Source organism: Sphingomonas spermidinifaciens (assembly GCF_002351485.1).
GTDB classification, from domain to species: domain Bacteria; phylum Pseudomonadota; class Alphaproteobacteria; order Sphingomonadales; family Sphingomonadaceae; genus Sphingomonas; species Sphingomonas spermidinifaciens.
Window position 1 is genome coordinate 309,993 of record NZ_NWMW01000003.1, and the last position, 26,619, is coordinate 336,611.

26 protein-coding genes are annotated in these 26,619 nt (G+C 68.5%); 14 read left to right on the top strand and 12 right to left on the bottom strand.

Features of this window, described 5'->3' with window-relative positions; all coding sequences use genetic code 11:
• Positions 1-54 precede the first annotated feature (54 nt).
• Complete coding sequence (locus tag COC42_RS16805; protein ID WP_096344508.1) at positions 55-489, top strand: DUF6628 family protein; 435 nt, start codon at positions 55-57, stop codon at positions 487-489.
• Here the strand turns inward: COC42_RS16805 and COC42_RS16810 are convergent.
• Positions 476-2,131, bottom strand: a complete 1,656-nt coding sequence (locus COC42_RS16810) for an AmpG family muropeptide MFS transporter (RefSeq protein ID WP_342747323.1) — start codon at positions 2,129-2,131, stop codon at positions 476-478. The two genes, COC42_RS16805 and COC42_RS16810, sit on opposite strands and share 14 nt — an antisense overlap.
• Positions 2,132-2,319: 188 nt before the next feature.
• Entirely contained in the window at positions 2,320-3,348 is a 1,029-nt protein-coding gene (gene pspF / locus COC42_RS16815) for a phage shock protein operon transcriptional activator (RefSeq protein WP_096344509.1), read from the bottom strand.
• Between the two features lie 179 nt (positions 3,349-3,527).
• On the opposite strand from pspF, the gene COC42_RS16820 reads away from it, so the two are divergent.
• From COC42_RS16820 to COC42_RS16860, 9 genes are all read left to right on the top strand, one after another.
• Positions 3,528-4,034, top strand: coding sequence for a TonB C-terminal domain-containing protein (locus tag COC42_RS16820; RefSeq protein ID WP_176484726.1), 507 nt, complete (start codon positions 3,528-3,530; stop codon positions 4,032-4,034).
• 73 nt (positions 4,035-4,107) lie between these two features.
• Positions 4,108-4,773 carry a phage shock protein PspA gene (pspA, locus tag COC42_RS16825; protein WP_096344511.1) on the top strand — a complete coding sequence of 222 codons (666 nt, stop codon included), beginning with the start codon at positions 4,108-4,110 and terminating at the stop codon, positions 4,771-4,773.
• Positions 4,774-4,776: 3 nt separating this feature from the next.
• On the top strand, positions 4,777-5,058 hold the full coding sequence (pspB, locus tag COC42_RS16830) for an envelope stress response membrane protein PspB (RefSeq protein WP_096344512.1): 282 nt from the start codon (positions 4,777-4,779) through the stop codon (positions 5,056-5,058).
• Positions 5,058-5,438: an envelope stress response membrane protein PspC gene (gene pspC, locus COC42_RS16835; RefSeq protein ID WP_096344513.1), complete on the top strand. Its 381-nt coding sequence runs from the start codon at positions 5,058-5,060 to the stop codon at positions 5,436-5,438. Before pspB ends, pspC begins: the two co-directional genes overlap by 1 nt.
• 28 nt (positions 5,439-5,466) lie before the next feature.
• Entirely contained in the window at positions 5,467-5,757 is a 291-nt protein-coding gene (locus COC42_RS16840; RefSeq protein WP_096344514.1) for a hypothetical protein, read from the top strand.
• Positions 5,758-5,773: 16 nt separating this feature from the next.
• The gene (locus COC42_RS16845) at positions 5,774-6,106 is read left to right on the top strand and encodes a hypothetical protein (protein WP_096344515.1); all 333 of its coding nucleotides are present in this window, start codon (positions 5,774-5,776) and stop codon (positions 6,104-6,106) included.
• A 19-nt stretch (positions 6,107-6,125) separates the two neighbouring features.
• Complete coding sequence (locus COC42_RS16850; protein WP_176484732.1) at positions 6,126-6,389, top strand: hypothetical protein; 264 nt, start codon at positions 6,126-6,128, stop codon at positions 6,387-6,389.
• A gap of 25 nt (positions 6,390-6,414) precedes the next feature.
• Positions 6,415-6,657, top strand: a complete 243-nt coding sequence (locus tag COC42_RS16855) for a hypothetical protein (protein WP_176484727.1) — start codon at positions 6,415-6,417, stop codon at positions 6,655-6,657.
• Positions 6,658-6,689: 32 nt separating this feature from the next.
• A complete protein-coding gene (locus tag COC42_RS16860; protein WP_096344587.1) occupies positions 6,690-6,935 on the top strand; it encodes a hypothetical protein in 246 nt (81 codons plus the stop codon).
• Between the two features lie 88 nt (positions 6,936-7,023).
• On the opposite strand, the gene COC42_RS16865 is transcribed toward COC42_RS16860, so the two are convergent.
• The 8 genes from COC42_RS16865 to COC42_RS16900 form a co-directional block, all read right to left on the bottom strand.
• Positions 7,024-8,133, bottom strand: a complete 1,110-nt coding sequence (locus COC42_RS16865; RefSeq protein WP_096344517.1) for a glycosyltransferase family 2 protein — start codon at positions 8,131-8,133, stop codon at positions 7,024-7,026.
• An 8-nt stretch (positions 8,134-8,141) separates the two neighbouring features.
• A complete protein-coding gene (gene leuB, locus COC42_RS16870; protein WP_096344518.1) occupies positions 8,142-9,188 on the bottom strand; it encodes a 3-isopropylmalate dehydrogenase in 1,047 nt (348 codons plus the stop codon).
• 30 nt (positions 9,189-9,218) lie between these two features.
• The gene (gene recO, locus COC42_RS16875) at positions 9,219-9,953 is read right to left on the bottom strand and encodes a DNA repair protein RecO (protein ID WP_096344519.1); all 735 of its coding nucleotides are present in this window, start codon (positions 9,951-9,953) and stop codon (positions 9,219-9,221) included.
• A gap of 4 nt (positions 9,954-9,957) precedes the next feature.
• Complete coding sequence (gene queE, locus COC42_RS16880; RefSeq protein ID WP_096344520.1) at positions 9,958-10,590, bottom strand: 7-carboxy-7-deazaguanine synthase; 633 nt, start codon at positions 10,588-10,590, stop codon at positions 9,958-9,960.
• Positions 10,587-11,273, bottom strand: coding sequence for a 7-cyano-7-deazaguanine synthase QueC (gene queC, locus COC42_RS16885; RefSeq protein WP_096344521.1), 687 nt, complete (start codon positions 11,271-11,273; stop codon positions 10,587-10,589). The genes queE and queC overlap by 4 nt, the downstream gene beginning before the upstream one ends.
• A gap of 83 nt (positions 11,274-11,356) precedes the next feature.
• Positions 11,357-12,649: an MFS transporter gene (locus tag COC42_RS16890; RefSeq protein WP_096344588.1), complete on the bottom strand. Its 1,293-nt coding sequence runs from the start codon at positions 12,647-12,649 to the stop codon at positions 11,357-11,359.
• 20 nt (positions 12,650-12,669) lie between these two features.
• Positions 12,670-14,181 (bottom strand): alginate export family protein, encoded by a 1,512-nt coding sequence (locus COC42_RS16895; RefSeq protein ID WP_096344522.1) that lies wholly within the window; start codon positions 14,179-14,181, stop codon positions 12,670-12,672.
• A gap of 11 nt (positions 14,182-14,192) precedes the next feature.
• Positions 14,193-15,521, bottom strand: a complete 1,329-nt coding sequence (locus tag COC42_RS16900) for a dicarboxylate/amino acid:cation symporter (protein ID WP_096344523.1) — start codon at positions 15,519-15,521, stop codon at positions 14,193-14,195.
• A 218-nt stretch (positions 15,522-15,739) separates the two neighbouring features.
• Here COC42_RS16900 and COC42_RS16905 point away from each other — a divergent pair, with 218 nt between their 5' ends.
• Together COC42_RS16905 and COC42_RS16910 are read left to right on the top strand one after the other, a co-directional pair.
• On the top strand, positions 15,740-17,422 hold the full coding sequence (locus tag COC42_RS16905) for a sensor histidine kinase (protein ID WP_096344524.1): 1,683 nt from the start codon (positions 15,740-15,742) through the stop codon (positions 17,420-17,422).
• Positions 17,419-18,687: a sigma-54-dependent transcriptional regulator gene (locus tag COC42_RS16910; protein ID WP_096344525.1), complete on the top strand. Its 1,269-nt coding sequence runs from the start codon at positions 17,419-17,421 to the stop codon at positions 18,685-18,687. Before COC42_RS16905 ends, COC42_RS16910 begins: the two co-directional genes overlap by 4 nt.
• On the opposite strand, the gene COC42_RS16915 is transcribed toward COC42_RS16910, so the two are convergent.
• Positions 18,684-20,375 carry a putative bifunctional diguanylate cyclase/phosphodiesterase gene (locus tag COC42_RS16915; protein ID WP_096344526.1) on the bottom strand — a complete coding sequence of 564 codons (1,692 nt, stop codon included), beginning with the start codon at positions 20,373-20,375 and terminating at the stop codon, positions 18,684-18,686. The genes COC42_RS16910 and COC42_RS16915 overlap by 4 nt on opposite strands.
• 139 nt (positions 20,376-20,514) lie before the next feature.
• Positions 20,515-22,626, bottom strand: a complete 2,112-nt coding sequence (locus COC42_RS16920) for a glycoside hydrolase family 2 protein (protein WP_141395883.1) — start codon at positions 22,624-22,626, stop codon at positions 20,515-20,517.
• A gap of 375 nt (positions 22,627-23,001) precedes the next feature.
• Between COC42_RS16920 and COC42_RS16925 the strand changes: the two genes are divergently transcribed.
• Together COC42_RS16925 and COC42_RS16930 are read left to right on the top strand one after the other, a co-directional pair.
• Complete coding sequence (locus COC42_RS16925) at positions 23,002-25,002, top strand: glycoside hydrolase family 9 protein (protein ID WP_217991309.1); 2,001 nt, start codon at positions 23,002-23,004, stop codon at positions 25,000-25,002.
• Positions 25,003-25,429: 427 nt separating this feature from the next.
• Positions 25,430-26,602 (top strand): mechanosensitive ion channel family protein, encoded by a 1,173-nt coding sequence (locus COC42_RS16930; protein WP_245844342.1) that lies wholly within the window; start codon positions 25,430-25,432, stop codon positions 26,600-26,602.
• The last annotated feature ends 17 nt before the right edge of the window (positions 26,603-26,619 follow it).

Below are 26,619 nucleotides of genomic sequence, written 5' to 3' on the forward strand. Positions count from 1 at the left end.
TGACTATCAATAACTGAGCGGCGACAAGGAGCGGGTCAGCGAAAGGACCCCGCCTTGACGCGCACGCTCGAAACCCTGTCGGCGCCCCTGCCCCATCTCCAGCCCGGCGATCCCGCCGCGCGCCTGATCCTGTTCGGCATCCGCCAGATGGGCGCGCAGGGCCTTGACGAGGCGACGGCCGCAAACGCCTTCCTCACCGCCTTTGGCGTCGATTTCCGTCGGCCGCTGATGCTGCTGCGCGTGCTGATGCACGAGCTGTCGGTGTCCGCCGCCCGGCCGATCCCGATCGCGCCGTGGTGCTGCCCGCGCATGACCGCGGCCGAAGCGACGCTGATCGAGGCGCTTCGCGGCTTCGACGCCAATCCCGGCCGATCCGCCTATCTGATCGCCGACCTGATCGGCGTACGACAGGCGGATGCGGCGGTCTGCGCGCTCGCTGCCGTGGTAAGCGCCTTTGCCGATCTCGGCCTGCCGATCAGGCGGGACTGACCTCGGGCTCGTCGGCGAGCACGGGCCCGCGCGCCGCCCCGCGCCACCATTCGGCGAGCACCAGCAGCACCGCGATCCCGCCCAGCCCGGCGGTCACGAAAAAGACGTTGGCATAGCCATAGACGTCGATCGCCTCGCCCGTCGCCGCTCGTCCCAGCGCGCCGACCAGGAAGGTCATCGACGACAGCAGCGCATATTGGACCGCGCTGTATTCGCGCGCGGTAATCGAGGAGATGTAAGCGACGAACGCGGTGCCCGCGAGCCCGCCCGCGATGTTCTCGCCGCAGATGGCGATCAGGAGCCGCATCAGCCGCGGATCGACGCCCACGCTGTCGAGACCCACCAGCCGGGCGAAGCCGTCGATCCCCGCCCCGCCCAGCGCCATGTCGGCATAGAGAAGGTTAGAAAGCGCAGCGACCACCCCGCCCGCCACCAGCGTCGGCATCCGCCCCCATGTCGCGAGCAGGAAACCGCCCAGCGCCACGCCGCCGATCGTCATCCAGACGCCGAACAGTTTCGAGGCAAACGCCACCTCGTCGTTCGAATAGCCGAGGAAGTCGAGATAGAAGGGAAAGGCGAACGGCGCCCAGATCGAATCGGCGATACGATAGAGCAGGATCACCGCGAGCACGAGGATCGCACCCCATTTCAGCCGGTCGACAATCTCGGCGAGCGGCAGGATCAGCGCGCGATAGCTGTGGTCGGCCGCGGCGCGTGCGCCGCCCATCGGCTCGCCCCCGCCCTGATGCTGGGGCAGGCGGCGGGTCCAGCCGGCGACCAGCGCGGGAATGATGACGGTAGCGACGATGATCCACGGTCCGGTCATCCGCGTGAAGTCGCTCGCCGAGGGCGCAGGTACGCCCGGCACCGGCGGCTGCAACGCGGAGATCATGAAGCCGCCCAACGTCACGATCGCCCAGGTCCAGCAGATTGCGACGATCGCGAGCGCCACGCGGCGCTTCGCGCGATCGGGCACGGCGTGGCCCGCCAGCGGCTGTGCGGCATCGGCGGCGTCGAGCTTCGCCTCGGGCAGAAACAGCGTCACCGCGACCGCGACCAGCATGACGAAACCGAAGCCGACATAGACGCTCGGCCAGTCGAGCCGCGCCGCGAGCACCAGGGCGAGCGCCCCGCCCGCGAGGGCCGCGAGCCGGTTGCCGAGCTGCTCGACCGCGGCGAGGAACTCGACCGAGGCGGTCTCGTCGGCCGATTCGATGCGCCACGCAGCAATGGCGATATCCTGCGTCGCTGATAGAAAGGCAGCGAGCACGGCGATTCCCGCAAACGACCCGATCGACGTCAGCGGATCGGTGGCGGCGAGGCCCCAGAGCGCCACGGCGAGCAGCCCCTGACACAGCACCAGCCACGATCGCCGTCGCCCCAGCGCGCCGATCAACGGCAGCCGCAGCCGATCGACAACGGGCGACCAGAGGAACTTGAAGGCATAGGCGAGACCGATCCACGACAGCACGCCGATCGTCGCCAGGCTGACCTTCAATTCGCCGAGCCACGCATTGAGGGTGCCGATCAGCAGCGTGAACGGCAGGCCCGAGGCAAAGCCGAGGACGAGCATCGCCGCCGTCTTGCGATTGGTCAGCGCCGCGCGGAACAGCGCGACCCCCTTTAGCTTCCGATCCGTCACCCGCCCACCTTCTGGTTGAGGCGGCACCCTATCGCAACTTTCCGACAAGCATAGCCCCCCGCACGTCCCGCCACCGCAGGCGCGACCCGCGATCTCGCTTCTTTCTTCTTGCCCTGCTTTGAGGGGAAGCAAGGGACCCAGCTTCAAGTCCGGGGTAACGCAATAGCCGAAACATGGCCGCGCGTGGATCAGCCCGACAACAAGCCGTGCTTTCTCAGCGCGTGGCGCAGCTGGTCGTAGGTAAGCCCCAGCGCCTCGGCCGTCGCGCGCTGGTTGTAGCGGTGTTCGGCCATCGCGCGCGTGAGAAGGCGGCGTTCGTAGGTCGAGACGCGGGTGCGGAAATCGCCCTCGATCGGCGGCTCCGACGGCTTGCTCGGCGCAGGCGTCGAAACCTCGCCCTGCTCAGCGGCCGCGGGCGGGTTGATGCCTCCGCTCGACGCCGGGCGCCAGGGCGAATCGAACGGGTCGATCTGGATCATGTCGACCGGCCCGTCGCGCTCCCAGCGATAGACCGCCCGTTCGACCGCGTTGCGCAGCTCGCGGACATTGCCGGGCCAGCGATGGTTCTCGAGCATCTCGATCGCCTCCGGCCCGAAACCGTGCCAGCGGTCACGCCCCAGCTCGGCGGCCATGCGGCGCCCGAAATGGTCCGCAAGGACGAGGATATCGCCGCTGCGTGCCCGGAGCGGCGGCAGCGTCACCACCTCGAAGCTCAGGCGGTCGAGCAGGTCGGCGCGAAACGTCCCCTTGAGGACGCGGTCGGGCAGATGCTCGTTGGTCGCCGCGACGATGCGCACATCGACGCGCAGCGGGCGCGACGAACCGATGCGCGTGATCTCGCCATATTCGACTGCGCGCAGCAGCCGGTCCTGCGCCGCCATCGACAGCGTTCCCAGTTCATCGAGGAACAAGGTACCGCCATCCGCCTCCTCGAAGCGGCCCGCCCGGGCCTTCGAGGCGCCGGTAAAGGCGCCTGCCTCGTGCCCGAACAGCTCCGCCTCGATCAGCGTCTCGGGCAGCGCGGCACAGTTCATGATCACGAGCGGCTGCGACCAGCGGCCTGACAGGCGGTGCAGGCGCTCTGCCACCAGTTCCTTGCCCGTCCCCCGCTCGCCGATGACGAGGACTGGGCGATCGAGAGGTGCCGCGCGGCTGGCGCGTTCGAGCGCGTCGAGAAAGGCGGTCGACTGGCCAATGACCGGAGCTGCACGTTCCATGCACCGCTTGATGGTGGATTTTGCCAATGCTTGGCAACCGAAATCGCAGACTTGCTGAACCGATCGACAGAAATGCGAGGGAAATTGCTCGCCGGCGAAACTGGCACGCCCCGTGCAGAGCATGCTTCGACCACCGCAGAGTGGCAGGAAGAACAGCCAAGGTTCAGGGAGAACCCCCAATGTTTGCGAAGGCCAGCCAGAATGTTCGCCAACCGATCCTGTCGCTGCTCGGCGCCGTCGCCGCCTCAACCCTCGCGCTGGGCCTCGCCGTCGCGCCGGCACGCGCCACGGGCGACGAGCGCCGCGAATGGACGGCCCGCGTGAGCGGCTCGCTCCAGAATCAGGTTCGCGATGTGCCGTCGGTGCCCGCCGCGATCCGCACCCAGAAGGCAGCGATCGTCGCGGCGCATTTCGACCGCGAGGGTCGGCTTTATGCCACCTCGCTCGACGTGCCGACCGGCAACCGCATCCTCGACGACGAGGCGCTGCGCGCGGTCAATGCGACTGCCTTCCCGCCGATGCCCGCGTCGATGCGCGGCCGTGTGCGGGTGGTGCCGGTCGAGGTGTTCTTCTCGACGCCCGGCGCCAATCGGGCCCGCCCCCAGGTTCGCCGGACGGCGCTGGACCTGGCGGCGCGCATCCAGAAGTTTCATGCAGAGGTTCCCGCCGGCCAGCCCCAGGGCTGACCGGCCCCTGGCCGGGGCGAGGCCCCCATCCTCGCCCCGGATTTTTAGAATTACACGCAAGGAGTTCGTTTAAATGGGCATTTTCTCCCGGACGCGCGACATCATCGCCGCCAACGTCACCGACCTGCTCGACAAGGCCGAGGACCCGGCGAAGATGATCCGTATGATCATCCTCGAGATGGAGGAGACGCTGGTCGAGGTACGCGCGTCGGCCGCCCGGACCATCGCCGACCAGAAGGAAATGCGTCGGCACATCTCGAAGCTTGAGAAGCTGCAGGAAAGCTGGACCGAGAAGGCCGAGCTCGCGCTGTCCAAGGACCGCGAGGACCTGGCCAAGGCGGCGTTGATCGAGCGCCAGAAGGCCGCCGACATGGCCGAACAGCTCCAGGCCGAGATCAGCGTGCTCGACGATGCGCTCAAGGCGTCGGAGGCAGACATCGCCAAGCTCCAGAACAAGCTTCGCGAGGCGCGTGCCCGCCAGAACTCGATCGCGACCCGGCTGGAAAGCGCCGAGAACCGCTATCGCCTGCGCGAGATGTATGCCGGCGAGCGCGTGGCCGACGCCTTCTCGCGCTTCGACACGCTCGAGCGCCGCGTCGATCTGGCCGAGGGCCGCGCCGATGCCGCAGGGATGAACGGGCCGAAGAGCCTTGAGGAAGAGATCGCAGAGCTCAAGTCGGCCGAGAAGGTCGATGCCGAGCTCGCCGCGCTCAAGGCCCGCCTCAACAAGGAGGGCTGATCGATGGAAGACGTTTTCCTGCCGATCGTGATCTGCGGCATCCTGTTCGTCGGCATGCCCTGGATCATCCTCCACTATCTGACCAAGTGGAAACAGGCGCCGACGATGACCGGCGAGGACGAGAAGCTGCTCGACGAGCTGCACCACCTCGCCCGCCGGCTCGACGAGCGGCTCGAGACGATCGAGCGCATCGTCGCCGCCGACAACCCCGACTTCCGTCCGAGCACGCCGCGTCCGCGCGACGAGGACGAGCGGTCCAACTATGATTTCTCGAGGAGGAATTGATGTCTGCCAGCCGCACCAAGCTCTATGTCGACAAGCAGAACGGCAAGTGGATGGGTGTCTGCGCCGGCATCGCGGACTATACCGGGGTCGATGTGATCTGGGTCCGCGTCGGCGCGGTGATGCTGACGCTGCTCGGGGGCTTTCCCTGGACGCTGGTCGCCTATGGCATGATCGCCTGGATGGCGCCGGCCAAGCCCTACGGCCTCTATGAGAGCCCCGAGGACGAGAAGTTCTGGCAGCGCGTCCGCTCAAACCCCAAGCGCTCGACCGCCGAGGTCCGCTCGAAGTTCCGCGACATCGATCGGCGCCTCGCCGAAATCGAGAGCTTCTATGTGGGGCGCAACACCCGCCTCGCCGACGAGATCGACCGGCTGCGCTGAGGCGCGCAGGTCAAAAGGGAGAAGACTGATGCAGTATAGTTGGCTGGTCCCCGTCCTTATTGTCGCCTCGATCAGCATCAGCATCGCATTCAGCACCTGGGTAAAGGCCAAGCATGGCTACCCGCTGACGGATGACAATGGCCGGACCGTCCACAAGAGCGGCGGCCCCGATGCCGAGCGCAAGATCGAGCTGCTGACCAGCGAGAACGAGCGGCTGGTCGGCCAGATCGGCCGGCTCGAGGAGCGTATCGCCGTCCTCGAGCGGATCGCCACCGATCCCGCCGAGCGGCTGAACCGCGACATCGACGCGCTGCGCTGAAGGGAGTATCCGAGACATGGCCGAGAACGTCATCATTCCGAACCTGCCCTGGATTATCGCTGGCGGCATGAGCATCGGCGCGCTGGGCCTGATCGCCTGGATGTTCACCACCTGGCTGCGCATCAAGAACGGCTACCCGCTCGACGGCGCCTGGGGTCAGGCGATCTATCCCAAGCGCGACGACGAGGCGATGGAGCGGATCAAGCTCCTGAGTCAGGAAAACGCGCAACTGCGCGCCGAGCTGGGCTCGATCAAGGACCGGCTCGCCAATGTCGAGCGGATCGTCACCGACAGCGCCCACAGCCTTGACCGCGAGATCGAGCAGCTGCGCGGCAGTCGTTCGAACTGAGAAAGGACCGGCGATGAACATGACCGCAATCGCCTTTTTCATGATCGTCGTGGGCATTCCCGTCAGCGCCGGCGTCGGCGGGGACATGTTCAAGCGCTGGCTTCGCCACAAGGAAGCGATGACGACCGCGCTCAATGCCCAGACCGCCGAAAAGGCCGCGCAATATGCGGCGCATGTCGAGCGGCTGGAGGAGCGAGTGCGGGTGCTCGAGCGGATCGTCACCGATCGCGGCATGGCCCTTGCCGACGAGATCGAGCGGTTGCGGGACGCGCCGCTCAACTGAACGAGAACGGAAGGGAGTTGAAGAGATGGACCCGTTTTCGATGGTCGTCGGGATCGTGGCGGTGGTCACGATCGGCAAGATCGTCCAGGCCAAGGTCAAGGCTCAGGGAAGCCAGCCCGCCGACCACCCTGACGCAATCCGGATGCGCGAAGAGATTCGCACACTGAAGGAGCGCGTCGCCGTCCTCGAGCGCGTCGTCACCGACAGCGAGGACAGCGTCCGCCTCGACCGAGAGATCGCGCGGCTGCGCGACGACAACCGCGCCTGATGGCGCCCGTGTTCAAGCTGGGAGAAGCTGCGATGCAGGACCCCCAATTCTATCTCGTGATGGCTGCCGCGGGCCTCGTCGCGCTGGCGATGGTGACGGCGGGCATGCTCACCGCATGGCGCGGCTGGCTGGCGCTCAAGCAGCAGCAGATGGCGCTTGCCGGGAATCACATGCCCAGCGACATGCCCGGCCCCTCGCCCACGCAGCGGATCGAGATCGCCGACCTCAAGGAGCGGATCAAGAAGCTCGAGGCGATTGCGGCGGGGGTGGATCTGTGAGCCCTGTGCTTCCGCAAAAGCGGGAGCCCAAGGCCGAGCAGGACAGCGTGTCGAAGCCTTGGCTCCCGCTCTCGCGGCAGCTTGAGGATCAGGCCGACGCCTTTCGCCCGTACCGTCCCCAAGTGAAGCGCGACGACAGCGCGAAGTTCCACACTGCCCCCACCACGATCCCCGCGATCGCCGAGAGCGCCCAGTACCCTGCGCGCACATCATGGAGGAAGGCTGCGACGCCGACATTGGCTGCCGCCCCCACCGAGCAGACGACGCAGAACGACACCCAGCCGTCGAACAGCGCCCTAGCCCCCTTCAACCGCCGGTCGCGATAGGTGAGCGCGTTGTTGAGGAAGAAGTTGAACGTCATCGCGACCACCGTCGCCACGATGGTCCCGAGGATGAAGCTCGCGCCCAGCCCGACATAGAGCGCCGACAGGATCGTCATGTGGACGCCCGCCCCCAGCGCGCCGATCGCCGAGAACATCGCGAAGCGGACGGGCACGATCTTGCCGAACATCCGGTCGTAGAGCGCGATTAGATATTCCATGGCCACCACGTGATCGAGCTTGCTCTCACCCTCGGTCCGCGTGCGAAAGACATAGGGCAACTCCTTGAACCGGAGCGGCCTTTCGCTCGCGGTCATGATGTCGAGCAGGATCTTGAAGCCGATGCCCGACAGCTTGGGCACCAGGGTACGGAGCAGGTCCGAACGGATCATGAAGAAGCCGCTCATCGGATCGGAGAGGTCCGCGTTGAGGACGCGGCGAGAGAGCCGGGTCGCGAACTCGGACTTGGCCACGCGGTCACGGTCCCAGTCGCCGGTCCCGCCCCCCTCGACGAAGCGCGAGCCGATGACGAGGTCGAGGGTGTGGTCGCCCGCCAGCGCGTCCGCCATTGCGGGCAGCAGGGACTCGTCATGCTGCATATCGCCGTCAATCACCGCGACCAGCGGCGCGGCGGTCGCGCACATCCCCTCGATGCACGCGGTCGACAGCCCACGCCGGCCGATCCGCTGGATCACCCGGACCCGCGGATCCACCTGCCCGAGTTCGCGTGCGACCTCAGCGGTGCCATCGGGACTGTCGTCGTCGACGAAGATGACTTCCCACATCCGCCCGGCGAGCACCTGATCGAGGCGCGCGACCATCGTTGCGACGTTCTTCACCTCGTTGAACACGGGCACGACGACCGCGAGTTCGAGCATCGGGCGTGTCAGAGCCCGGCGAGGATGCGATCGGCCATCCCGCGTGTGGACAGGTTGCCGCCGAGGTCCGCGGTGCGGGCGCCGCCGGCGATCGCCGCGGCCACCGCCGCCTCGATCCGGTCGGCAGCCGCGGCCTCGCCCAGCGAATGGCGCAGCAGCATCGCCGCCGAAAGAATCGCTGCGCAGGGATTGGCCTTGCCCTGTCCCGCTATGTCGGGCGCGGAACCGTGGATCGGCTCGTACAGCCCCTTGCCGGTCGCGCCGAGCGCGGCGGAGGGCAGCATCCCGATCGACCCCGCGCACATCGACGCCTGATCCGAGAGGATATCGCCGAACAGGTTGCCGGTGACGATCACGTCGAACTGCCCCGGATCGCGCACCAGCTGCATCGCGGCATTATCGACATACATGTGGGTGAGCGCCACGTCGGGATAGTCGGCCGCCACCTCGATCACCACGTCGCGCCACAGCTGCGAGGTTTCGAGGACATTCGCCTTGTCCACCGAGCACAGCCGCGAGCCCCTTGTCCGCGCAGTCTCGAACCCCACCCGGGCGATGCGCGCCACCTCGGCCTCGTCATAGCGCATCAGGTCGCGGCCCTCGCGCAGCCCCTCGGCGCTGGTGCCGCGGGACTTGAGCCCGAAATAGACGTCGCCGGTCAGCTCGCGGACGATGACGAGGTCGATCGTCGCGGCGATCTCGGGCCGGAGGGCGGAAGCATCCTCCAGCCCGTTGAACAGCTTGGCCGGACGCAGATTGGCGAACAGGCCGAGTTCCTTGCGCAGTCCCAAGATCGCCTGCTCGGGCCGCAGCGCCCGCTCCAGCCCGTCGTAGCGCGCGTCGCCGACCGCTCCGAACAGGATCGCATCTGCGCGATGCGCGAGATCAAGCGTCGCGGGCGGCAGCGGATGGCCCGCCGCGTCATAGGCGGCGCCGCCGACGGGCGCTTCCTCGAAGACGAGGTCGAGGCCAGTCGCCTCGAGCACGCGCCGCGCCTCGGCGGCAACCTCGGGGCCGATGCCGTCCCCCGGCAACACGGCGATCAGATGCGGCATGAACCCTCCCTCTTGAGGCCCGCCAATGCCCTAGCCCGCGGCGCGCCGCAACCGGTCGATCAGCCGCGCTCGTGCCGCCAGCGCCTCGACCGCGCGGCCCGTCACAAGATCGCGTTCGAGGAAATGGCCGGTGATGGCGAGGGCGCCGAAGATCGCCGGCCAGTCGGGCGCCTCGCCGCCCGCGACCAGGAAGGGCGGCAGCGGGAACAGCCGCGCCTCATAGCCGTGCGCCGCGCCGCGCGAGACGGCCGCGCCGCTCTTGGGACTGACGAAGGCGAGATCCTCGCGCGATCCCGTCGCGGCGCACTGGTCGAGCGCGAGGCCGAAGCCGAGTTCGGCGAGCAGCAACAGCTCGTAGCGCGCGACCAGCCCCGCCCAGCCGCGCGCCGCAGGCGCCGCCTCGACCGCGGCGATGACGGCGTCGAGCGCGGCATAGAGGCGCGGATAGCCCTGCCCCTCGGGCAAGGTCGCAACGGTGAGCGCGGTCAGCCACTCGATCGCGCCGGCGGGCAGCGCCTCGGCAAAGAGGGGCGCGCGGCTTTCGATCAGCTCGACCGTCAGCGCGGCGAGCTGGCTATCCGCCCGCGCCCGCCAGTCGCCGCGGACGAGATTGCCCGGCTGGAGCACTGGTCGAAGCGCCCGCGACCGCCCGCCGCGGACATAGCCCGGCTGTACCCCGTCCGCGGGGGTGAGCGCGCGCACCACCGCGCCATGCTCGCCATGCGCGCGCACCGAGAGGACGATCGCGGTGGCGTCGATGTGCATGCGACTATCGAAGGCCCAGCAGCTTGTGCGTCTGGAGCGACAATCGCCATTTCGGCCGTTCCATCGCGAACGCGGTCGCCGCGTCCCAGTTCGCCTGACCCGCAGCATCGTCGAGCGGCTGGACAAGGAAGTGGCGGAAGTCCCACCGCTCGATCTCGGCAACATCGGTGCCCGGCTGCGGCCAGACGAGCTTCAGTTCGTCGCCGGACCGCTGGACGACCTCGCTCCCCGCCTTGGGGCTGATGCACACCCAGTCGATGCCGGGGTGGACGGGCAACGTGCCGTTGCTCTCGATCGCGATCGTAAAACCGGCATCGTGGAGCGCATGGACGATGGCGTCGTCGACCTGGAGCATCGGCTCGCCCCCGGTCAGCACGACGAAGCGGCGCTCGGCCCCCTGCCCCCAAGCCTCGACCACCGCCGCCGCCAGCGCACCCGCATCGGCGAAGCGCGCGCCGCCGCCGCCGTCCATGCCGACGAAATCGGTATCGCAGAACTTGCAGATCGCGGTTGCACGGTCCTCCTCGCGCCCTGACCAGAGGTTGCAGCCGGCGAAGCGCACGAACACCGCACGCCGCCCGGCATGGAACCCCTCGCCCTGCAGCGTCAGGAAAAGCTCCTTGACGGCGTAGCTCATGGCCGCGCCGCGTAGATCGTCGGGTCGGGTAATCCCGCTTCCTCGAAGCCCTTCGAGCGCAGGCGGCAGCTGTCGCACAGGCCGCAATGCATGCCGCCGGGCGCGGGGTCATAGCAGGACCAGCTCATGCCCGCGTCGAGGCCAAGCCGCGCTGCCTCGCGCGCGATATCGGCCTTGGTCATGTGCTGGAGCGGGGCATGGATGCGGAACGGCTCGCCCTCGACCCCCGCCTTGGTCGCGAGTTCGGCCAGCCCCTCGAACGCGGCGATGAACTCGGGCCGGCAATCGGGATAGCCCGAATAGTCGAGCGCGTTGACGCCGATGAACAGGTCGCGGGCGCCCGCCGCCTCGGCCCAGCCCAAAGCGAGGCTGAGGAAGATCGTGTTGCGCGCGGGCACATAGGTGACGGGGATATCGTCGCCGACGCCGCCCTTAGGCACCTCAATTTCGGCAGTCAGCGCCGAGCCGCCGAAGGCCGACAGGTCGAGCGGCAGGACGACGTGGCGCTTCGCCTCCAGCGCGCGGGCGATGCGGCGCGCGGCGGCAAGTTCGACCTGATGGCGCTGGTTGTAGTCGACGGACAGCGCGAGGATGTCGAACCCCGCCTCGCGCGCCCGCCCCGCCGCGACCATCGAATCGAGCCCCCCGGAGACGAGGACAACGGCAAGCGGCGCGGCGGACATGGGGCGGTTCTCGAACTGTGAAAAGGGGCGCGGCTCTCCCGGGCGTCGCGCACCCCTTCTTTGGTATCGCTGCCCCGCCCTGTCTAGTCCTCGCCGATCGCGCTGTTCGCGCGGGTATCGCGCATGCGCAGGTACACGATGAGCGAGACACCGATCATCGCGGTCACATACCAGTAGAAGCCGCGTTCCCATCCATTGTTCTTGAACGACAGCGCGACATATTCCGCCGTCCCGCCGAAGATCGTGTTGGCGAGCGCATAGGGGAGCGCCACCCCCAGCGCGCGGACATGCGCGGGGAACAGCTCGGCCTTCACCACCGCGTTGATCGAGGTATAGCCGGTGACGATCACCAGCGCCGCCATCACCAGCGATCCCGCAACCCACACGTCGCGTGTCTGCTCCAGCGCGGCGAAGATCGGGTAGGTGAACAGGACGCCCGCAATCCCGAAGCCGACCATCAACGGCTTGCGCCCCACCCGGTCGGACAGCCCGCCCGCCAGCGGCTGAAGGCACATGAACACGAACAGCGTGGCGGCATTGATCTGGCTCGCCGCCTCGCGGCTGAAGCCGCTGGTATTGACCAGGAACTTCTGCATGTAGATCGAATAGGCGTAGAAGGCGAGCGTGCCCCCCGCCGTCAGGAGCATGACCAGCGCGAACTCGCGCGGGTGCCGCCGCAGCAGCATCAGCGCCCCCGACTTCTCGGCGCCGCTCTCTTTCGCGTTCTTGTAGCTCTCGGTCTCGGCCAGCCCGCGACGGATGCGGAAGACGACGACTGCCAGCACCGCACCGATCGCGAAGGGAATGCGCCAGCCCCACGCCTCGAGCGCCTGCGGAGACATGCTCGCCTGGAGGATGAGGAGCAGCGAGATGGCAAGGAGCTGGCCCGAGATCAGCGTGACGTATTGAAAGGACGAGAAGAACCCGCGCCGGTCGCGCCCCGCCATTTCCGACAGGTAGGTCGCCGAGGCGCCGTACTCGCCGCCGACCGACAGCCCCTGCATCAACCGCGCGAGCACCAGAAGCGCCGGTGCCGCCAGCCCGATCGTCTCGTAGCCCGGCGTCAGCGCGATGATGAGCGAGCCCGCGCACATGAGCGTCACCGACAGGGTGAGGCCCGCCTTGCGCCCATGCCGGTCGGCGTAGATGCCCATGATCCACGCGCCGACCGGCCGCATGATGAACCCGACCGCAAACACGGCAGCGGCGCTCAGGAGCTGCGCGGTCTGGCTGCCCTTCGGAAAGAAATGCGGCGCGAAATAGAGGGTGAAGGCCGAATAGACGTACCAGTCGAACCATTCGACCATGTTGCCGGTCGATCCACCGATGATCGATTTCAGTCGGTGGCGGCGATCGCTGGTGGTGGCATTGGTCATTGCATTCTCCACGGACGCCATCAGAAGCGAAAGCTCAGCCAGCCGGCAAGGAAATCCGAACTCGAATAGCCCGCATTGCGCAGCGCCGGCCCCGCGATCAGATGCTCGTACCGGCCGGTGAAGGATAGCTGGGGCGTGATCGTCCAGACAATCTGCGCGCGCAGCGTGTCGGCGATCTTGCGCCCGTCGGCGTTCTGCGTGCCGGCGAATGCCTGTCCACTGGCGCGATAGACGGCGTCGCGCACGTCGTCGCGCCACGACAGCTGATATTCGAGCGAGGCACGCACCTTCTTCGCCGGCGTGAAGCTGACGTTGGGCGCAACCGCGATCAGGTTGGTCGGCGTCGCAAAGAGCTGGTAGCTGTAATAGATGTTGTTACCGAACGGCGCGAGCGAGGTGCGCAGCGTGCCATCGCCATAGGCCCCGCCGCCCGAGGCATAGTCGGCATGGAAGCCCACCCGCGGCGCGGTCGCCCCCTTGCCGATGCGGTAGCTTTGCGCGAACAGCAGGAGCCAGGCGGAAATGTCACGGCCGTCATAATCGCCGGTCTGACGGTTGACCGTCCAGTCGATGGTGACCGGTCCCGCATCACCCCAGACGTGCAGGCCATAGAAATTGCGCACTTCGCGCGCCGGCTGCCCGCCCCACACCGCGGCGCGGTTGCGGAGGCGCCAGACGAAGGGGTCGACATAGAGTTTCGAGTTGCCGAACAGCGTCTCGGGTACGACCAAACCGGCGGACACGCCCGAGAAGCGTCGGCCGTCCTCGTTGAGGTCGTCGCCCGTGCCGCCCTGTCCCAGTCGCGTGGGAGTGAAGTCGAACAGGTCGACGCGCGCGGTCTTGCCACGGGCCCAGGCGCGCACGCCGTTGAAGCTGAACAGGATCGTGTTGTTGTCGCGCGGCACGACGAGCAGGTTGGGGCCGTCGGCAAATGTCTGACGCCCGTAACGAATGCCCAGATCGACGCCGCCGACTTCGGCATCGGCCTCGACGAAGGATTGCTGGATGACCAGGTCGTTCCTGAGGAAGCCGGAGGGCGCGCCGATGTTCGGGCCGCTGATTCCGGCATGCGCCACCTCGCCGAATGCGCGAAAATGCTTGCCGATGTGCAAGTCAGCCCCAGCGACGACCCGGTTGATGTCCTGCCGCTGCGCCTCCCGCTCGCGAAGGTCTGGATTGGTGGTCAGGTTGGTGCGGAGCCGAAGCTCGCCGGACAACGTGACATAGACGTCGTCGCCCGCCAGCGGTAGGAACTTCAGCCGGTCGATGGCGCTGGTGCGGTTGGCCGGATTGCGCATCCGGCTCCAGTCCTCGGCCCAGCGCGACTGGTTGTAGCCGCCGCTGGTGACGCCGTCGCCGACCGCGGCCTCCGGATAGGACTCCGACAGCGGGGCCGCCAGCTGCTGGCGGGTGCGATCCTGCGCGGGAGTCGCCGCCTCAGGCGAGGGGCCGGTCTGCGCGGCGGCCGGTGCCACCGGAAGCAGGCAGAGCGAGGCCGTGGCGCCCAAGCGGGCGCGGATGGTGCGGATCATGGGAAGCCTCCTTATTCGGCCGGGACGGCGTCGGCGGTCATCTGATCGACGCGGGGGCTGCGCCCCGCCAGCGCGGCGGCGAGTTGCTCGCGGTCGAGCCGCCCCTCCCATCGCGAGACGACGATCGTGGCGACCGCGTTGCCGATGAAGTTGGTGAGGCTGCGGCACTCGGACATGAAGCGATCGACGCCGAGGATCAGCGCCATGCCAGCAACCGGTACCGTCGGCACGATCGACAGCGTCGCCGCGAGCGTGATGAAGCCCGCGCCGGTCACGCCAGCCGCCCCCTTCGACGAGAGCATCGCCACCCCGAGCAGCAGGAGTTGCTGGCCGAGCGTCAGGTCGACGCCCACCGCCTGCGCGATGAACAACGCCGCCAGCGTCATGTAGATGTTGGTCCCGTCGAGGTTGAAGCTGTAGCCCGTGGGCACGACGAGGCCGACGATCGACTTGGGACAGCCCGCCCGCTCCATCTTCTCGATCAGGCTCGGCAGCGCGCTCTCGGACGAGGAGGTGCCAAGGACGAGCAGCAGCTCGGCCTTGAGATAGGCGATCAGCTTGAAGATCGAGAAGCCCGCCCAGGCCGACACCGCGCCCAGCACGACGATCACGAACAACAGGCTGGTGAGGTAGAAAGTGCCGACCAGCGCGGCGAGGTTGGCGAGGCTGCCGACGCCGTACTTGCCGATCGTGAACGCCATGGCGCCGAACGCGCCGACGGGCGCTGCCTTCATCAGGATCGCCACCACCTTGAACACCGCGAGCGACAGATCCTCGAGTGCGTTGGTGATGCGCTCGCCCCGCTCGCCGATCAGAGCGAGACCGATGCCGAACAGGATTGCGACGAACAGCGTCTGGAGAATGTTGCCTGCCGCGAGGCCGCTGACGAAGCTATCGGGGATGATGCTCAGGAGAAAGCCCGTCAGCGTCGTCTCGTGCGCCTTGGCGGCGTAGTCGGCGACCTTGCCGGCGTCGAGGCTGGCGGGATCGATGTTGAGGCCCGCGCCCGGCTGGACGACATTGGCAACGACCAGCCCGACGATCAGCGCCAGCGTCGAGAAGAAGAGGAAATAGGCGAAGGCCTTGCCCGCGACGCGGCCCACCGAGGCGAGGTCGCGCATCCCCGCGATGCCGGTGACGATCGTCAGGAAGATGACGGGAGCGATGATCATCTTCACGAGCTTGATGAACCCGTCGCCGATCGGCTTCATCGCCTCGCCCGTCGCCGGATAGAAATGCCCGAGCAGCACGCCGGCGGCGATCGCCACCAGCACCTGAACATAGAGGTGCCGATACCAGGGCTTGGGCGCCGGGGGCGGGGTGGCGTCAGGGGCGATCATCTTACCTCTCCTTGCCGCTCTCGGGGCGGACCATTGGACGTGCCCAGCCTGAGCCACTGCCAGTTGCGGCGACGAACAATAAAGCGTCTCCGCCAGAAGCCCGGAAATCCGCCGATTGTTCCGGCCGTGGCCGGGCAATGTGGTGCAAACAACTGCACAGCTCCAACGCCGATCGTGCAAGGATTTGCACAGACCCCGGCTATAGCTAAAGCGACGTCATGACTCGCGCGGCCCGGACGACCTTTGGCTGGCTGATCGCCGTCGCGCTCGCTGCGGCGCTGGCGGCATTGATCGCCGGGCTGGTGACGCGCGAGCGTGTGCGTGCCGGGCTTGCCGAAAGCGTGATGGCCGATGCGCGCCTGCGCGCCGCACTGCTCGACAGCGAGCTCGCGCGATACCGGCTGATGCCGCTGGCGCTTGCCGACGACCGCGACGTGGTGGCCGCGCTCGTGGGGACGGCCGGCGCGGCGCGAACGCTCGACCGCAAGCTCGAGGCGCTCGCCGCCGCGACCGGCGCCTCGGTCGTCTATGTCGTCGACGCGCGCGGCATCGCCATCGCCGCCAGCAACTGGCGCACGCCGGTCAGCTTCGTCGGCAACGACTATCGCTTTCGCCGCTATGTGCGCGAGGCCCAGCGGACGGGATCGGCGGCGCAATTCGCGCGCGGGACGGTCAGCGGCCGTCCCGGCCTGTTCTTCGCGCGCCGCGCGTCGGCGGGCGGCGTCGTGGTCGTCAAGCTCGAGTTCGATCGCATCCAGGCCGACTGGGCGCGCGCGGGCGGCGACACCTTCGTCGAGGACCGCGAGGGCATCGTGATGGTGTCGAGTCGACCCGAATGGGTGTTCACGCGCACGCGCCCGATCGACGCCCGCCACCTGGCTGAGCTGCGCGCCGACGCCAGCCTGTCCGACGCGGCGCTCCGCCCCCTGCCCGCGATGCGCGATTCCATCACCGCGCGCGTGCCCGCCGCGCAGCCGGGCTGGACGCTCACGCTGCGCCGCGCCGCCGCGCCGCTCGTCTGGCCCAGCGTGCGCATCGCCGCGATCGGCGCGGCGCTCGCCGTCTTTGCCGTGGGCGCGCTCGCCTGGGGCCTCGGCCAACGCGCCGCGCTCGCCCGTCGCCGTACCGCCGAGCTGGAGGCTGCCGTCGCTGCCCGCACCGCGGCACTGACCCGCGAGATCGAGGAGCGTGCCGCCAGCGAGGCGCGCGCCGCCGAGCTTCGCGAGGGGCTGCGCCAGGCCAACCGCCTCGCGACGCTGGGCCAAGTGACCGCGAGCGTTGCGCATGAGACCGCCCAGCCGGTCGCCGCGATCCGCACCTATGCGCAGACGAGCGCGACGTTGCTCGACCGCGGCGAGACAGAGGCGGTGCGCGACAATCTGGCGACGATCGCGCGCCTGTCCGACCGGATCGGTACCGCGACCGAGCGGCTGCGCGGCTTCGCCCGACGGCGTCCCGGCCCACTGCGCCCGGTACCGCTGGCCGAGGTGGTCGAGGGCGCGGCGCTGATCCTCAAGGAACAGCTGCGCGGCGTCACTTATCGGGCCCCGGCAATCGACACTGAGCTGCAAGTGATCGGGGGGCGGGTCCGGCTGGAGCAGGTACTCGTCAACCTGATGCAGAACGCGCTCGAGGCGCTGCGCGACCGGCCCGACCCGCGCCTGACGCTGACGGTCGATGACGAACCCCAGCGCGTCGTCCTCGCGGTCGAGGACAATGGCCCCGGCATTCCAGCCGACCTCGCCGAGCGGCTGTTCACGCCCTTCGTCACCAGTCGTGCCGAGGGCCTTGGTCTGGGGCTCGTCATCGCTCAGGACATCATGGTCGAGATGGGCGGCTCCCTCCGCCACGTCACCACGCCCGCGGGCGCGCGGTTCGAGATCGAGATGGTGCGCGCATGACCGGCGCCCCGCTCGTCGCACTGATCGACGACGATGACGACCTGCGCCGCGCGACCGCGCAGCTCCTGACGCTGGCGGGGCACGAGGTGCGCACCTTCGCCGCGGCCGAACCGGCGCTCGGGGCGATCGACGGCGGTTTCCCGGGTATCGTCGTTACCGATATCCGCATGCCCGGCATGTCGGGACTCGAGCTGTTCCGCGCCCTCCATGCCCGCGATGCAGAGTTGCCGGTGATCCTCGTCACCGGGCATGGTGATGTCGACATGGCCGTGTCCGCGATCAAGGCGGGGGCCTGGGACTTCCTCGCCAAGCCGTTCGGCCCCGACGCGCTGCTTGCCGCAGTTTCGCGCGCGGCGGCCACGCGGGCGCTGACGATCGAGAACCGCCGGCTGCGCGCCGGGAGCGCGCCATCGGTCGGCGACGAACTGATCGGCCGCAGCTCCGCGATCGCGCGGCTGCGCGCCACCCTGCCGACGCTCGCCGACGCGGGGCTCGACATCGTGATCGAGGGAGCGACAGGTACCGGCAAGCGGCTGGTCGCGCGGCTGATTCACCGCGCGGGCAAGCGCGGGCGGCATCGCTTCGCGACGATCGACTGCGCGACGGTCGCCGACGCCGATGCGCTGTTCGAGGCTCGCGGCCCGATTGCCGGCGCAGACCGGGGCACGCTGTTCCTCGACCATCTCGACCGCGCTTCGCCCGCGCTTCAGCACCGCCTTGCCCAACTCGCCGAGCGACGCGCCGTCGCGCTGGACAGCCGCGAGCCCCTCGGTATCGACGTGCGCATCATCGCTGCCATCGACGAGGGTGCGAGGGAGCGGGTCGAGCCGGCGCTTTACCACCGCCTCGCCGCCGTCGCGCTGCGCCTGCCGCCGCTCGCCGAGCGACCCGAGGACGTGCCGCTCCTCGCCGCACATTTTGTCGCCACGATTGCCGAGGCGCGCAAGCTCGTGCGCCCGCCCGATGCCGCCACGGCGGCACTCGCCGCGCGATCCGACTGGCCGGGCAATGTCCGCGAACTCGAAATGGCGGCGGAGCGGCTGGTCCTCGGCCTCGGCGACGGCGAGGCGCTGTCCGCGGCCGACCTGCCCCTGCCCGAGCGCGTCCGGGCGTTCGAGCGGGCGGCGATCGTCGATGCTGTGCGCCGCACGGGCGGCGAGGTCGCGGCGGCCACTCGTCTGCTCGGCATCCCGCGCGAGACCTTCTACTACCGGGTCAAGCGCCTCGGCATCGACTTGAAAGACCTGCGCGACGAGCGGCGCTAGCTAGCGCGGGCGCCGACCAGCGGCATGCCGAAGCGCCGGAGCAGCTCGCCCTCGGGCATTGGCCGGCCATAGCGATAGCCCTGTGCCTCGTCGCAGCCGAGCCGTTGTAGCAGCGCCTCCTGCTTCGCGGTCTCGACGCCCTCCGCGGTGACATGGAGTCCGAGGCTGTGCGCCATCGTCACTACTGCCCCGACGATCGCCGCATCCCCCGCCCGGCGGTCGCTCGCGGCGATGAAGCTGCGGTCGATCTTGAGCCGCGTCAGCGGATAGCGCTGGAGCAGGCTGAGCGAGGCGAAGCCCGTGCCGAAATCGTCGAACGCGACCTGCACCCCCAGCGCCTTCAGCCGCCGCAGCGCGCGCGTCGAGCGGCTGTTGTGCTGGAGCACCGTCGTCTCGGTGATCTCGAGCTCGAGCCGGGTCGGATCGAGCCCGTGCCGCGCCAATGCCGCAGTCGTGACCGCATGCAGCCGGTCGGCGCGAAGCTGCTCGGCGAACAGGTTGACGCCGACCCGGACCGTACCCAGCCCCGCTGCCGGCCACGCGCCCGCCGCGGCACAGGCGCGATCGATGATCCAGTCGCCGACCGCGCCCGCCACCGCGCTGTGTTCGAGCACGTCGATAAAGGCGCCCGGCTGCAGCAGTCCGTGCTCGGGATGGCGCCAGCGCAGCAGCGCCTCGACCCCCGCCAGCGCGCCGTCGCCGACGCGCACCTGCGGCTGGTACCAAAGCTCGAATTCGCCGCGCCGGAGCGCATGCCGCAGGTCGATGCCGAGGCGGTGACGCTGCTCCGACCGGCTCTGCATCGTGCGGGTGAAAAAGGCGCGATTGCCCCCGCCTTCCGCCTTGGCGCTGTAGAGCGCGAGATCGGCATGGCTGAGCAGTTCCTCGGCATGGCCGGCATCCTGCGGGGCCAGGGCAACGCCGATGCTGGCGTCGACAAACACCGACTGGCCCCCGAGGTCGATCGGCTCGCGCAGTGCCGCCAACGTCCGTTCGGTAAGCGCATGGAGCGCGAGGGGATCGCCCTCCCCGGTCACCAGGATCGCGAACTCGTCGCCGCCAAGCCGCGCCACGAAATGCTCCTTCCCGACCGCGGCATCAAGGCGCGCTGCGACCTTGGCGAGCAGCGCGTCGCCCTGCGAATGACCGAGCGTGTCGTTGACATGCTTGAACCCGTCGAGGTCGAGCATCATCAGCGCGCACGGCCCCGCGGCGAAGGCGGCCTCCAGCCGGGCCTTCAGCGCATGACGGTTGGGCAGCGAAGTCAGCGTGTCGCAATGTGCCAGATGCTCGAGCCGCCGCTGCGCCCGCGCGCGGTCGGTGACGTCGCGGATCAGCGCGCCGAACATCGGCGCGCCGCTCTCGAACCACAGCGATAGCGACAGGTCGATCGGGAACTCATGTCCGTCGGCATGGCGCGCGAGGATCTCGACCGAGCGCCCCGCCAGCCGTGCCTCGCCGGCCCGCGCCGCGCGCGCCAGACCCGCCTCGTGCGCGGCGCGGAAACGATCGGGCATGATGATCGAGAGCGGCTGGCCGATTGCTGCCGCCGCTGGATAGCCGAACAGCGCCTCGGCCGCCGAGTTCCAGGCGACGATGCGGTTGTCCGGCCCGGCACAGATCGCCGCCGTCGCCGAGCGGGCAAGCATCTGCTCGTAACGAACCCCCGACTGCTTGGCTTCGATCATCGATGCGCGCCTCTCCCGAGATGATCGAACGGCCTAGCGGCGCAGCCGTAAAGAGCGCGTAAGCGATCGGCGCGGGCGCTGGCATCGACCCTAAAGAGATAGATCCGCAACGCGACCGGCGACGTGGCGCCGGGCTCGGCTACTGGCCGGGGGGCTTATCACCCGGCGGATTGGGTCTGGCGGGCACGACCGACGGCACCGTACTGGCGCCCGCCTTCGAGGGAGAGATGCGGATGATCGTCATGCGATCGCGCACGCCGCCGGCCTCGACTTCGATCGTGTTGGCGCCCATCGCCAGCGCGACGCCGGGCCAGCGGGCGATATGATCCTCGACCGCGACCGTGCCGACGGATCGGCCGTTCACCTTCAGCATCGCCGTCGCCGCATTGGTGAAGGCGCGCAGATCGGTCGCTGCCTCGGCCCGGCGATCAAGCCTGCGATCGGTGAGGTGCACCATCGGCGCGGCCGACCAGTTGGCCCGATACCAGTGATAGGCGTCCTTGCGGATCGCGCGATCATAGGTGACGAGCCCCTTGTCGTTGATCCCCGGCCGATCGCCCTCGCCCCGCCCGTCCGAAGCAAGATCGAACGCCACCCAGATGAAGCTGCCGCCGAGATAGCGCCGCGCCGCCAGCTGGCGCCAGTTCGCGACATGATAAGCCGTTTGCGCCTGCTCGGGATGCCAGCCGCTCTCGGGCCGGTTCTCGGCCGGCGGGGGCAGTTGCTGGTGGCGGATGCTGCCGCCCGCGCCATATTCGCCGACGAGAAAAGGGCGTTCGGGGTTTGCCGCTCGATAACCGTCGGCCCAACTGCCGATGTCGCCCGCCTGGCCCGGATACCAGCCGAAATAACGGTTGAAGGCGGCGACATCGCTGATCCGCGCCTTATCGTCGTCGTCCGCCTGGCAGCAATGCGCATAGACGGTCGGGCGGCTCGCATCCTCTGCCCGGGCGACTGCCTGGACCGCGCGGAGGATGCGCGTGACCTCCGGCGTGGTGGCATAGACCTCGTTGCCCAGCCCCCACAGGGCGATCGAGGGATGGTTGCGCGTCTGGCGGATCAGCTCGCGCAGCTGCGTCGTCACATTGTCGAGGAAGGGCTCGCCCGGATCGACGATCCCGTTGAGCCCGATCTCGGTCCAGACGATCAGGCCGCGGCGGTCGGCCTCCTCATAGGCGGCGGGCGGATGCTGGAAGTGGACGAAGCGCAGCGCCGTCGCGCCCATTTCCTCCATCGTCGCGATATCGTCGACGATCTCGGCATCGGTGACGGCAAGCCCGCGACCCGGCCGCCCCGGATGGAAGAGGTTGACCCCGCGTAGCGGATAGGGCCGGCCGTTCAGCAGGAAGCCGCGCTCGGGGTCGAAGGCCGTGCTGCGCAACCCTAGCGGCACGCGTACCTCGTCCGCGCCGGCCACGCGCGCCGCGATGGTGTAGAGATAGGGGTCGGCGCGCCCGTTCCAGCGTCGGGGGCGAGAGATCCTGAGGTCGAGGGTGACCGGCACGGTCGCGCCCGGCGGGATGCGCACCGTTCGGCTGCTTGCGGCGACCGCCGCGCCACCGGCCTCGAGGACCGCTGCGCCGACCGGCACGCGGCGCGCGCGGTCGCCGTCGTTGCGCACGCGCACCGTCACGCCGACCGTCGCCGCCGCGTCGCCGAGCGAAAGCGTGCGCACCGAAACCCCCGGCCCGCCATGATCGGCAAGGTCGACATGCAGCTCGGGCACCTCGACCAGCCAGACATGGCGATAGAGGCCGCCGAAGACCGTGAAGTCGCCGCCCAGCGGCGCGACGTGCGGCAGCCGGCTATTGTCGGAGCGGACGGCGATCAGGTTCCGCCCGGGGCGCAGCACCCCCGTCACGTCGAAGCGGAAAGCGGCGTGGCCGCCCTCGTGCCGGCCGACATGCCGACCGTTGACCCACAGGTCGGTCGCAAGCGCCGCGCCGTCGAACTGGAGCCACAGCCGCCGCCCCTCGGGCACCGCGGCGAGGTCGAGCACCCGGCGATACCAGCCCGGCCCCCGATAATAGCCGCCGCCATCGTCGCCGTCGGCGCCGTTGAAGCTGTGCGGCAGCGTGACCTGCGCCCAATCGCTATGGTCGGTCGCCGGCGCCGCCGCGCCCGGCACCTCGCCCCGCTGGAAGCGCCAGCCGGCGTCGAGCGAGGTCGTGCTGCGTTTGTCCGCCGCTCTGGCGGCGGAGGTCGTCAGAATGAGCAGCGCGACCAGCCACAGCGCCCATGAAAACCGCATGCCCCTCCCCTCGGCCGTTGCCCGGCGACGCGGCTTGTCGCGCGGCCGCACCAACGGGGCAAGCGGGACTTACTGGTCGATCCGCTCGAAAGCCGGCGCCTCGACCGGGCCGATCGCCGCGCCGTCCGCTTCATCATCTGCTTGATCCGGCCGGTAACATTTCCGGGTCGCGGCCGGACGGCTTGCTTGTCAGTCGCCGCGATCGGGACCGATAACACCGACAAACAAGCGCGGCCGATGCCGCCGCCGGAAGCCGGAAGACCGGCCCGGACGGCGAACCGCTCCATGCGGACGAACAGGCGAAGCGCAAAGAGAAAGCCGGCGATGCGACCCCCAACGGCGCCTCGACCGGTCGGTGCGGGTGGAGAGGAGTGCATGAACATGAAACTTAACCGGTTCGCGGGGCGACGTCTGGCGTGGGTATTGGTCGCGGGGGTCAGCGCGTCGGCGCTGGCATGGACCGTCGGCAGCCCGACGAGCGACACGCCTTCACCATCGGCATCTTCGACCGCCCCGGTCAGCAGCGCGCCGACCCCGATTGCGCGATCGTCGGCAATGACGCTCGGGCCGGGGATCGTGATCGACCAGTTCGGCTACCTCCCCTCGCACCAGAAGGTCGCGGTGATCCGCGATCCGCAGACGGGATACGACGCGGGCGATTCGCTGACGCCCGGCGGCACCTATCAAGTGGTGAACGCCGCCAATAACGCGGTGGTCTTCACCGGATCGCCGGTGGCCTGGAACAACGGTGCCGAGGACAGCACGTCAGGCGACAAGGTCTGGCATTTCGACTTCAGCGGCCTCACCGCGGCGGGCACCTATTTCGTGCGCGATCGCGACCGCGGGGTGGTGTCGCCGCGCTTCAAAATCGGCACCAACCTCTATACCCCGGTGCTGAAGGCAGCGGTGCGCACCTTCTTCTATCAGCGCGCGGGACAGGTGAAGACGGCGGCGAATGCCGGCACCGGCTGGGCCGACGGCGCATCGCATGTCGGGCCGGGCCAAGACCGCAACGCCCGCCTCTACAGCGCCAAGACCAATGCCGCGACCGAGCGCGACGTGTCGGGCGGCTGGTACGATGCCGGGGACATGAACAAGTATACCAGCTGGACCGCCGGCTATGTCGTCGATCTGCTCCACTCGTATCTGGGCAATAAGCCGGTCTGGACCGACGACTACAACATCCCCGAATCGGGGAACGGCGTGCCCGACATCGTGGATGAAGCCAAATGGGGCCTCGACTGGCTGGGCCGGATGCAGCAGTCGAACGGATCGGTGCTGTCGATCGTCGGCGTCAGCCACGCCAGCCCGCCCTCGTCGGCGACCGGCCCCAGCTATTACGGGCCGGCCAGCACCTCGGCCACGCTCAACGCCGCCGCGGCCTATGCAATCGGTTCGAAGGTGCTGGGCGGCTTCCCGGCGCATTCGAATTATGCCGCGACGATGCGCACGCGGGCCGAGAATGCGTGGAACTGGGCGGTCGCCAACCCGAACGTCACCTTCCGCAACAACGATCCCGCCAACGGTTCGGAGGGGCTGGGCGCTGGCCAGCAGGAAACCGATGACTATGGCCGCTTCACCGCAAAGCTGATCGCTGCCATCTATCTCTACGATGCGACGGGCAAGACCGTGTACCGAGATTTCGTCGATGCGAACTACAATCAGGCGAACCTGATCCGCTGGTACAATTATGTCTCGCCCTATGATGCGAACATGCAGCTGGCGCTACTCTATTATTCGAGCCTGTCCGGCGCAACGGCATCGACCGCGACGGCGATCCGCAACGCTTACAACAGCGGGATGGAATCCCAATATCTGTGGGGCAAGATCACCGGCAAGGCCGATCCGTACATGGCCTATATTCCCGACTATATCTGGGGCAGCAACGCCATCAAGGGCGTGGAGGCCAATCTCTATCTCGACCTGCGGCGCTTCGGCGTCGGCAATCGCAGCGAGGCCGACGTGATGGCGGCGGCGGGCGGCTATGCCCATTACCTCCACGGCGTGAACCCGTTCGGCAAGGTGTACCTGACCAACATGTACAGCCTGGGCGCGACCAATTCGACCAACCAGATCTTCCACGCCTGGTTCACCGACGGCTCGGCCAAGTGGGACGATGCCAAGAACTCGACCTACGGGCCGCCGCCTGGCATCCTGGTGGGCGGGCCAAACTACAACCAGTGGGACTGGGACTCGCGCTGTCCGGGGATCAGCGCGGCGTGCGGGACCGAGCGCCCGCGGCCGCCCTATGGCCAGCCGCCGCAGAAATCGTACAAGGACTTCAACGACGGCTGGCCACTCCAGTCGTGGCCGATCTCCGAAAACTCCAACGGCTATCAGGCGTCGTACATCCGGATGCTGTCGCGCCTGAAATGACGAGAGCGTGCGATGCCGGTTCGGGGGCTCTCCCCTTGGCCCGGCATCGCCGCCACTCCGCCGCCCGCGCAGGGCAGCCCGCTTGACGCCGACTTTCCTCGACCGGCTCGTCTCGGGACCTAAGATCGCGCCGGTCACATCGGCGCCGATGTTAGCGCGAAACCCTCGCCCTGCGCGGTGTAGGGCGTCAGTGGTGTGCTCAGGCAGCCTTCTGCGGCTCGGCGCCATGCGCCTGAACTTCATTCCACATTCCGATTTGTTCGTTAGCGGGTGGCTTTCCGTTGCCAACATGCGCCAGATGATGATGAAAGCGGTCGGAGCGGGGTGATATGTGCAGTTGACCGAGTTCTGGCAGGCGGCATCCGCGCGATGGGCGGCGATCCCGTCGCACGATCTGATCGCCGCCGCGGCGATCCTCGGCTTCTCGGTGCTGCTGGGCGCCGTTACCGCCAGCCTTGCCTGTCGCTATCTCTACTCGGCGTCGGGGCCGCGATGGGCGGCCGGGGTGATGCCGCGAATGTCGGCCCTGGTGCGCTCGGCCACTGCAACACTTGCTCTCGTCGCCTTCGCCGGTGTGCGGGGGCTGGAGCCGGGCGCCGACCTGTTGCTGGCGGCAGGGCTGGCGCTGGCCGTTGCCAGCCTTGCCTACCAACTCACGCGCGTCGTCGGACAGCGGGGCGGAGCGGCGTTCGCGGCGGCGGCGACGGCGTTCGTGATCGTGCTGGCCGGACGGCTGGGTGGACTTGAGCCGCTCGTCGACGGTCTCGAAGGGGCTGCGGTAACTATCGGAAAGCGCCGCCTGTCGCTCCTGGACCTGTTCACTGCGGCGGGACTGTCGCTTCTCCTGTTCTTTGCCGTGAGGGTGCTGCTTCGCCTGGCAGCCCGCTGGATCGACCATGTCAGCATCCTCGATGGTGCGCAGCGCGTGCTGTTCCAGAAACTGGCGCAAATCGCGATCGTCGCGGTGGCAATCTTTCTGGGCATCGACCTGCTCGGCATCGACCTGACCGCGCTGGCCGTCTTTTCCGGCGCCTTTGGTCTGGCGATCGGCTTCGGGCTTCAGAAGACGTTCGGCAACCTGATCTCCGGGCTGATCCTGCTTCTGGACCGGTCGATCAAGCCCGGCGACGTGATCGCGGTGGGGGACACGTTCGGCTGGGTGAACAAGATCGGCGTGCGCGCCGTCTCGGTGCTTACCCGCGACGGCAAAGAACACCTGATCCCGAACGAAAAGCTGATGACCGAGGAGGTCGAGAACTGGTCCTATTCGAGCCGCGACGTCCGCGTGCATGTCGGCTTCCACGTGGCCTATGACTGCGATCTACGGCTTGCGCAGCGGCTGGCGGTGGAGGCGGCGGACGTTTCCCCGCGCGTGCTGCGCAGTCCCGCGCCCGTTTGTTGGATCAAGGAGTTCGGCGATCGAGGCGTCGAGTTCGATCTGCGCATCTGGATCGACAGCCCCGAGGCCGGGGTCGGCAACGTGACCAGCGAGGTGCTGTTCCGCATCTGGGACCTGTTCAAGGCGAACGGGGTCACGCTGCCTGTTCCGCAACGCGATGTCCGCATCGTCCCAGCGCCATTCGCTTCCGACCAAAACTGACGCGGCGAAGCCCGGCG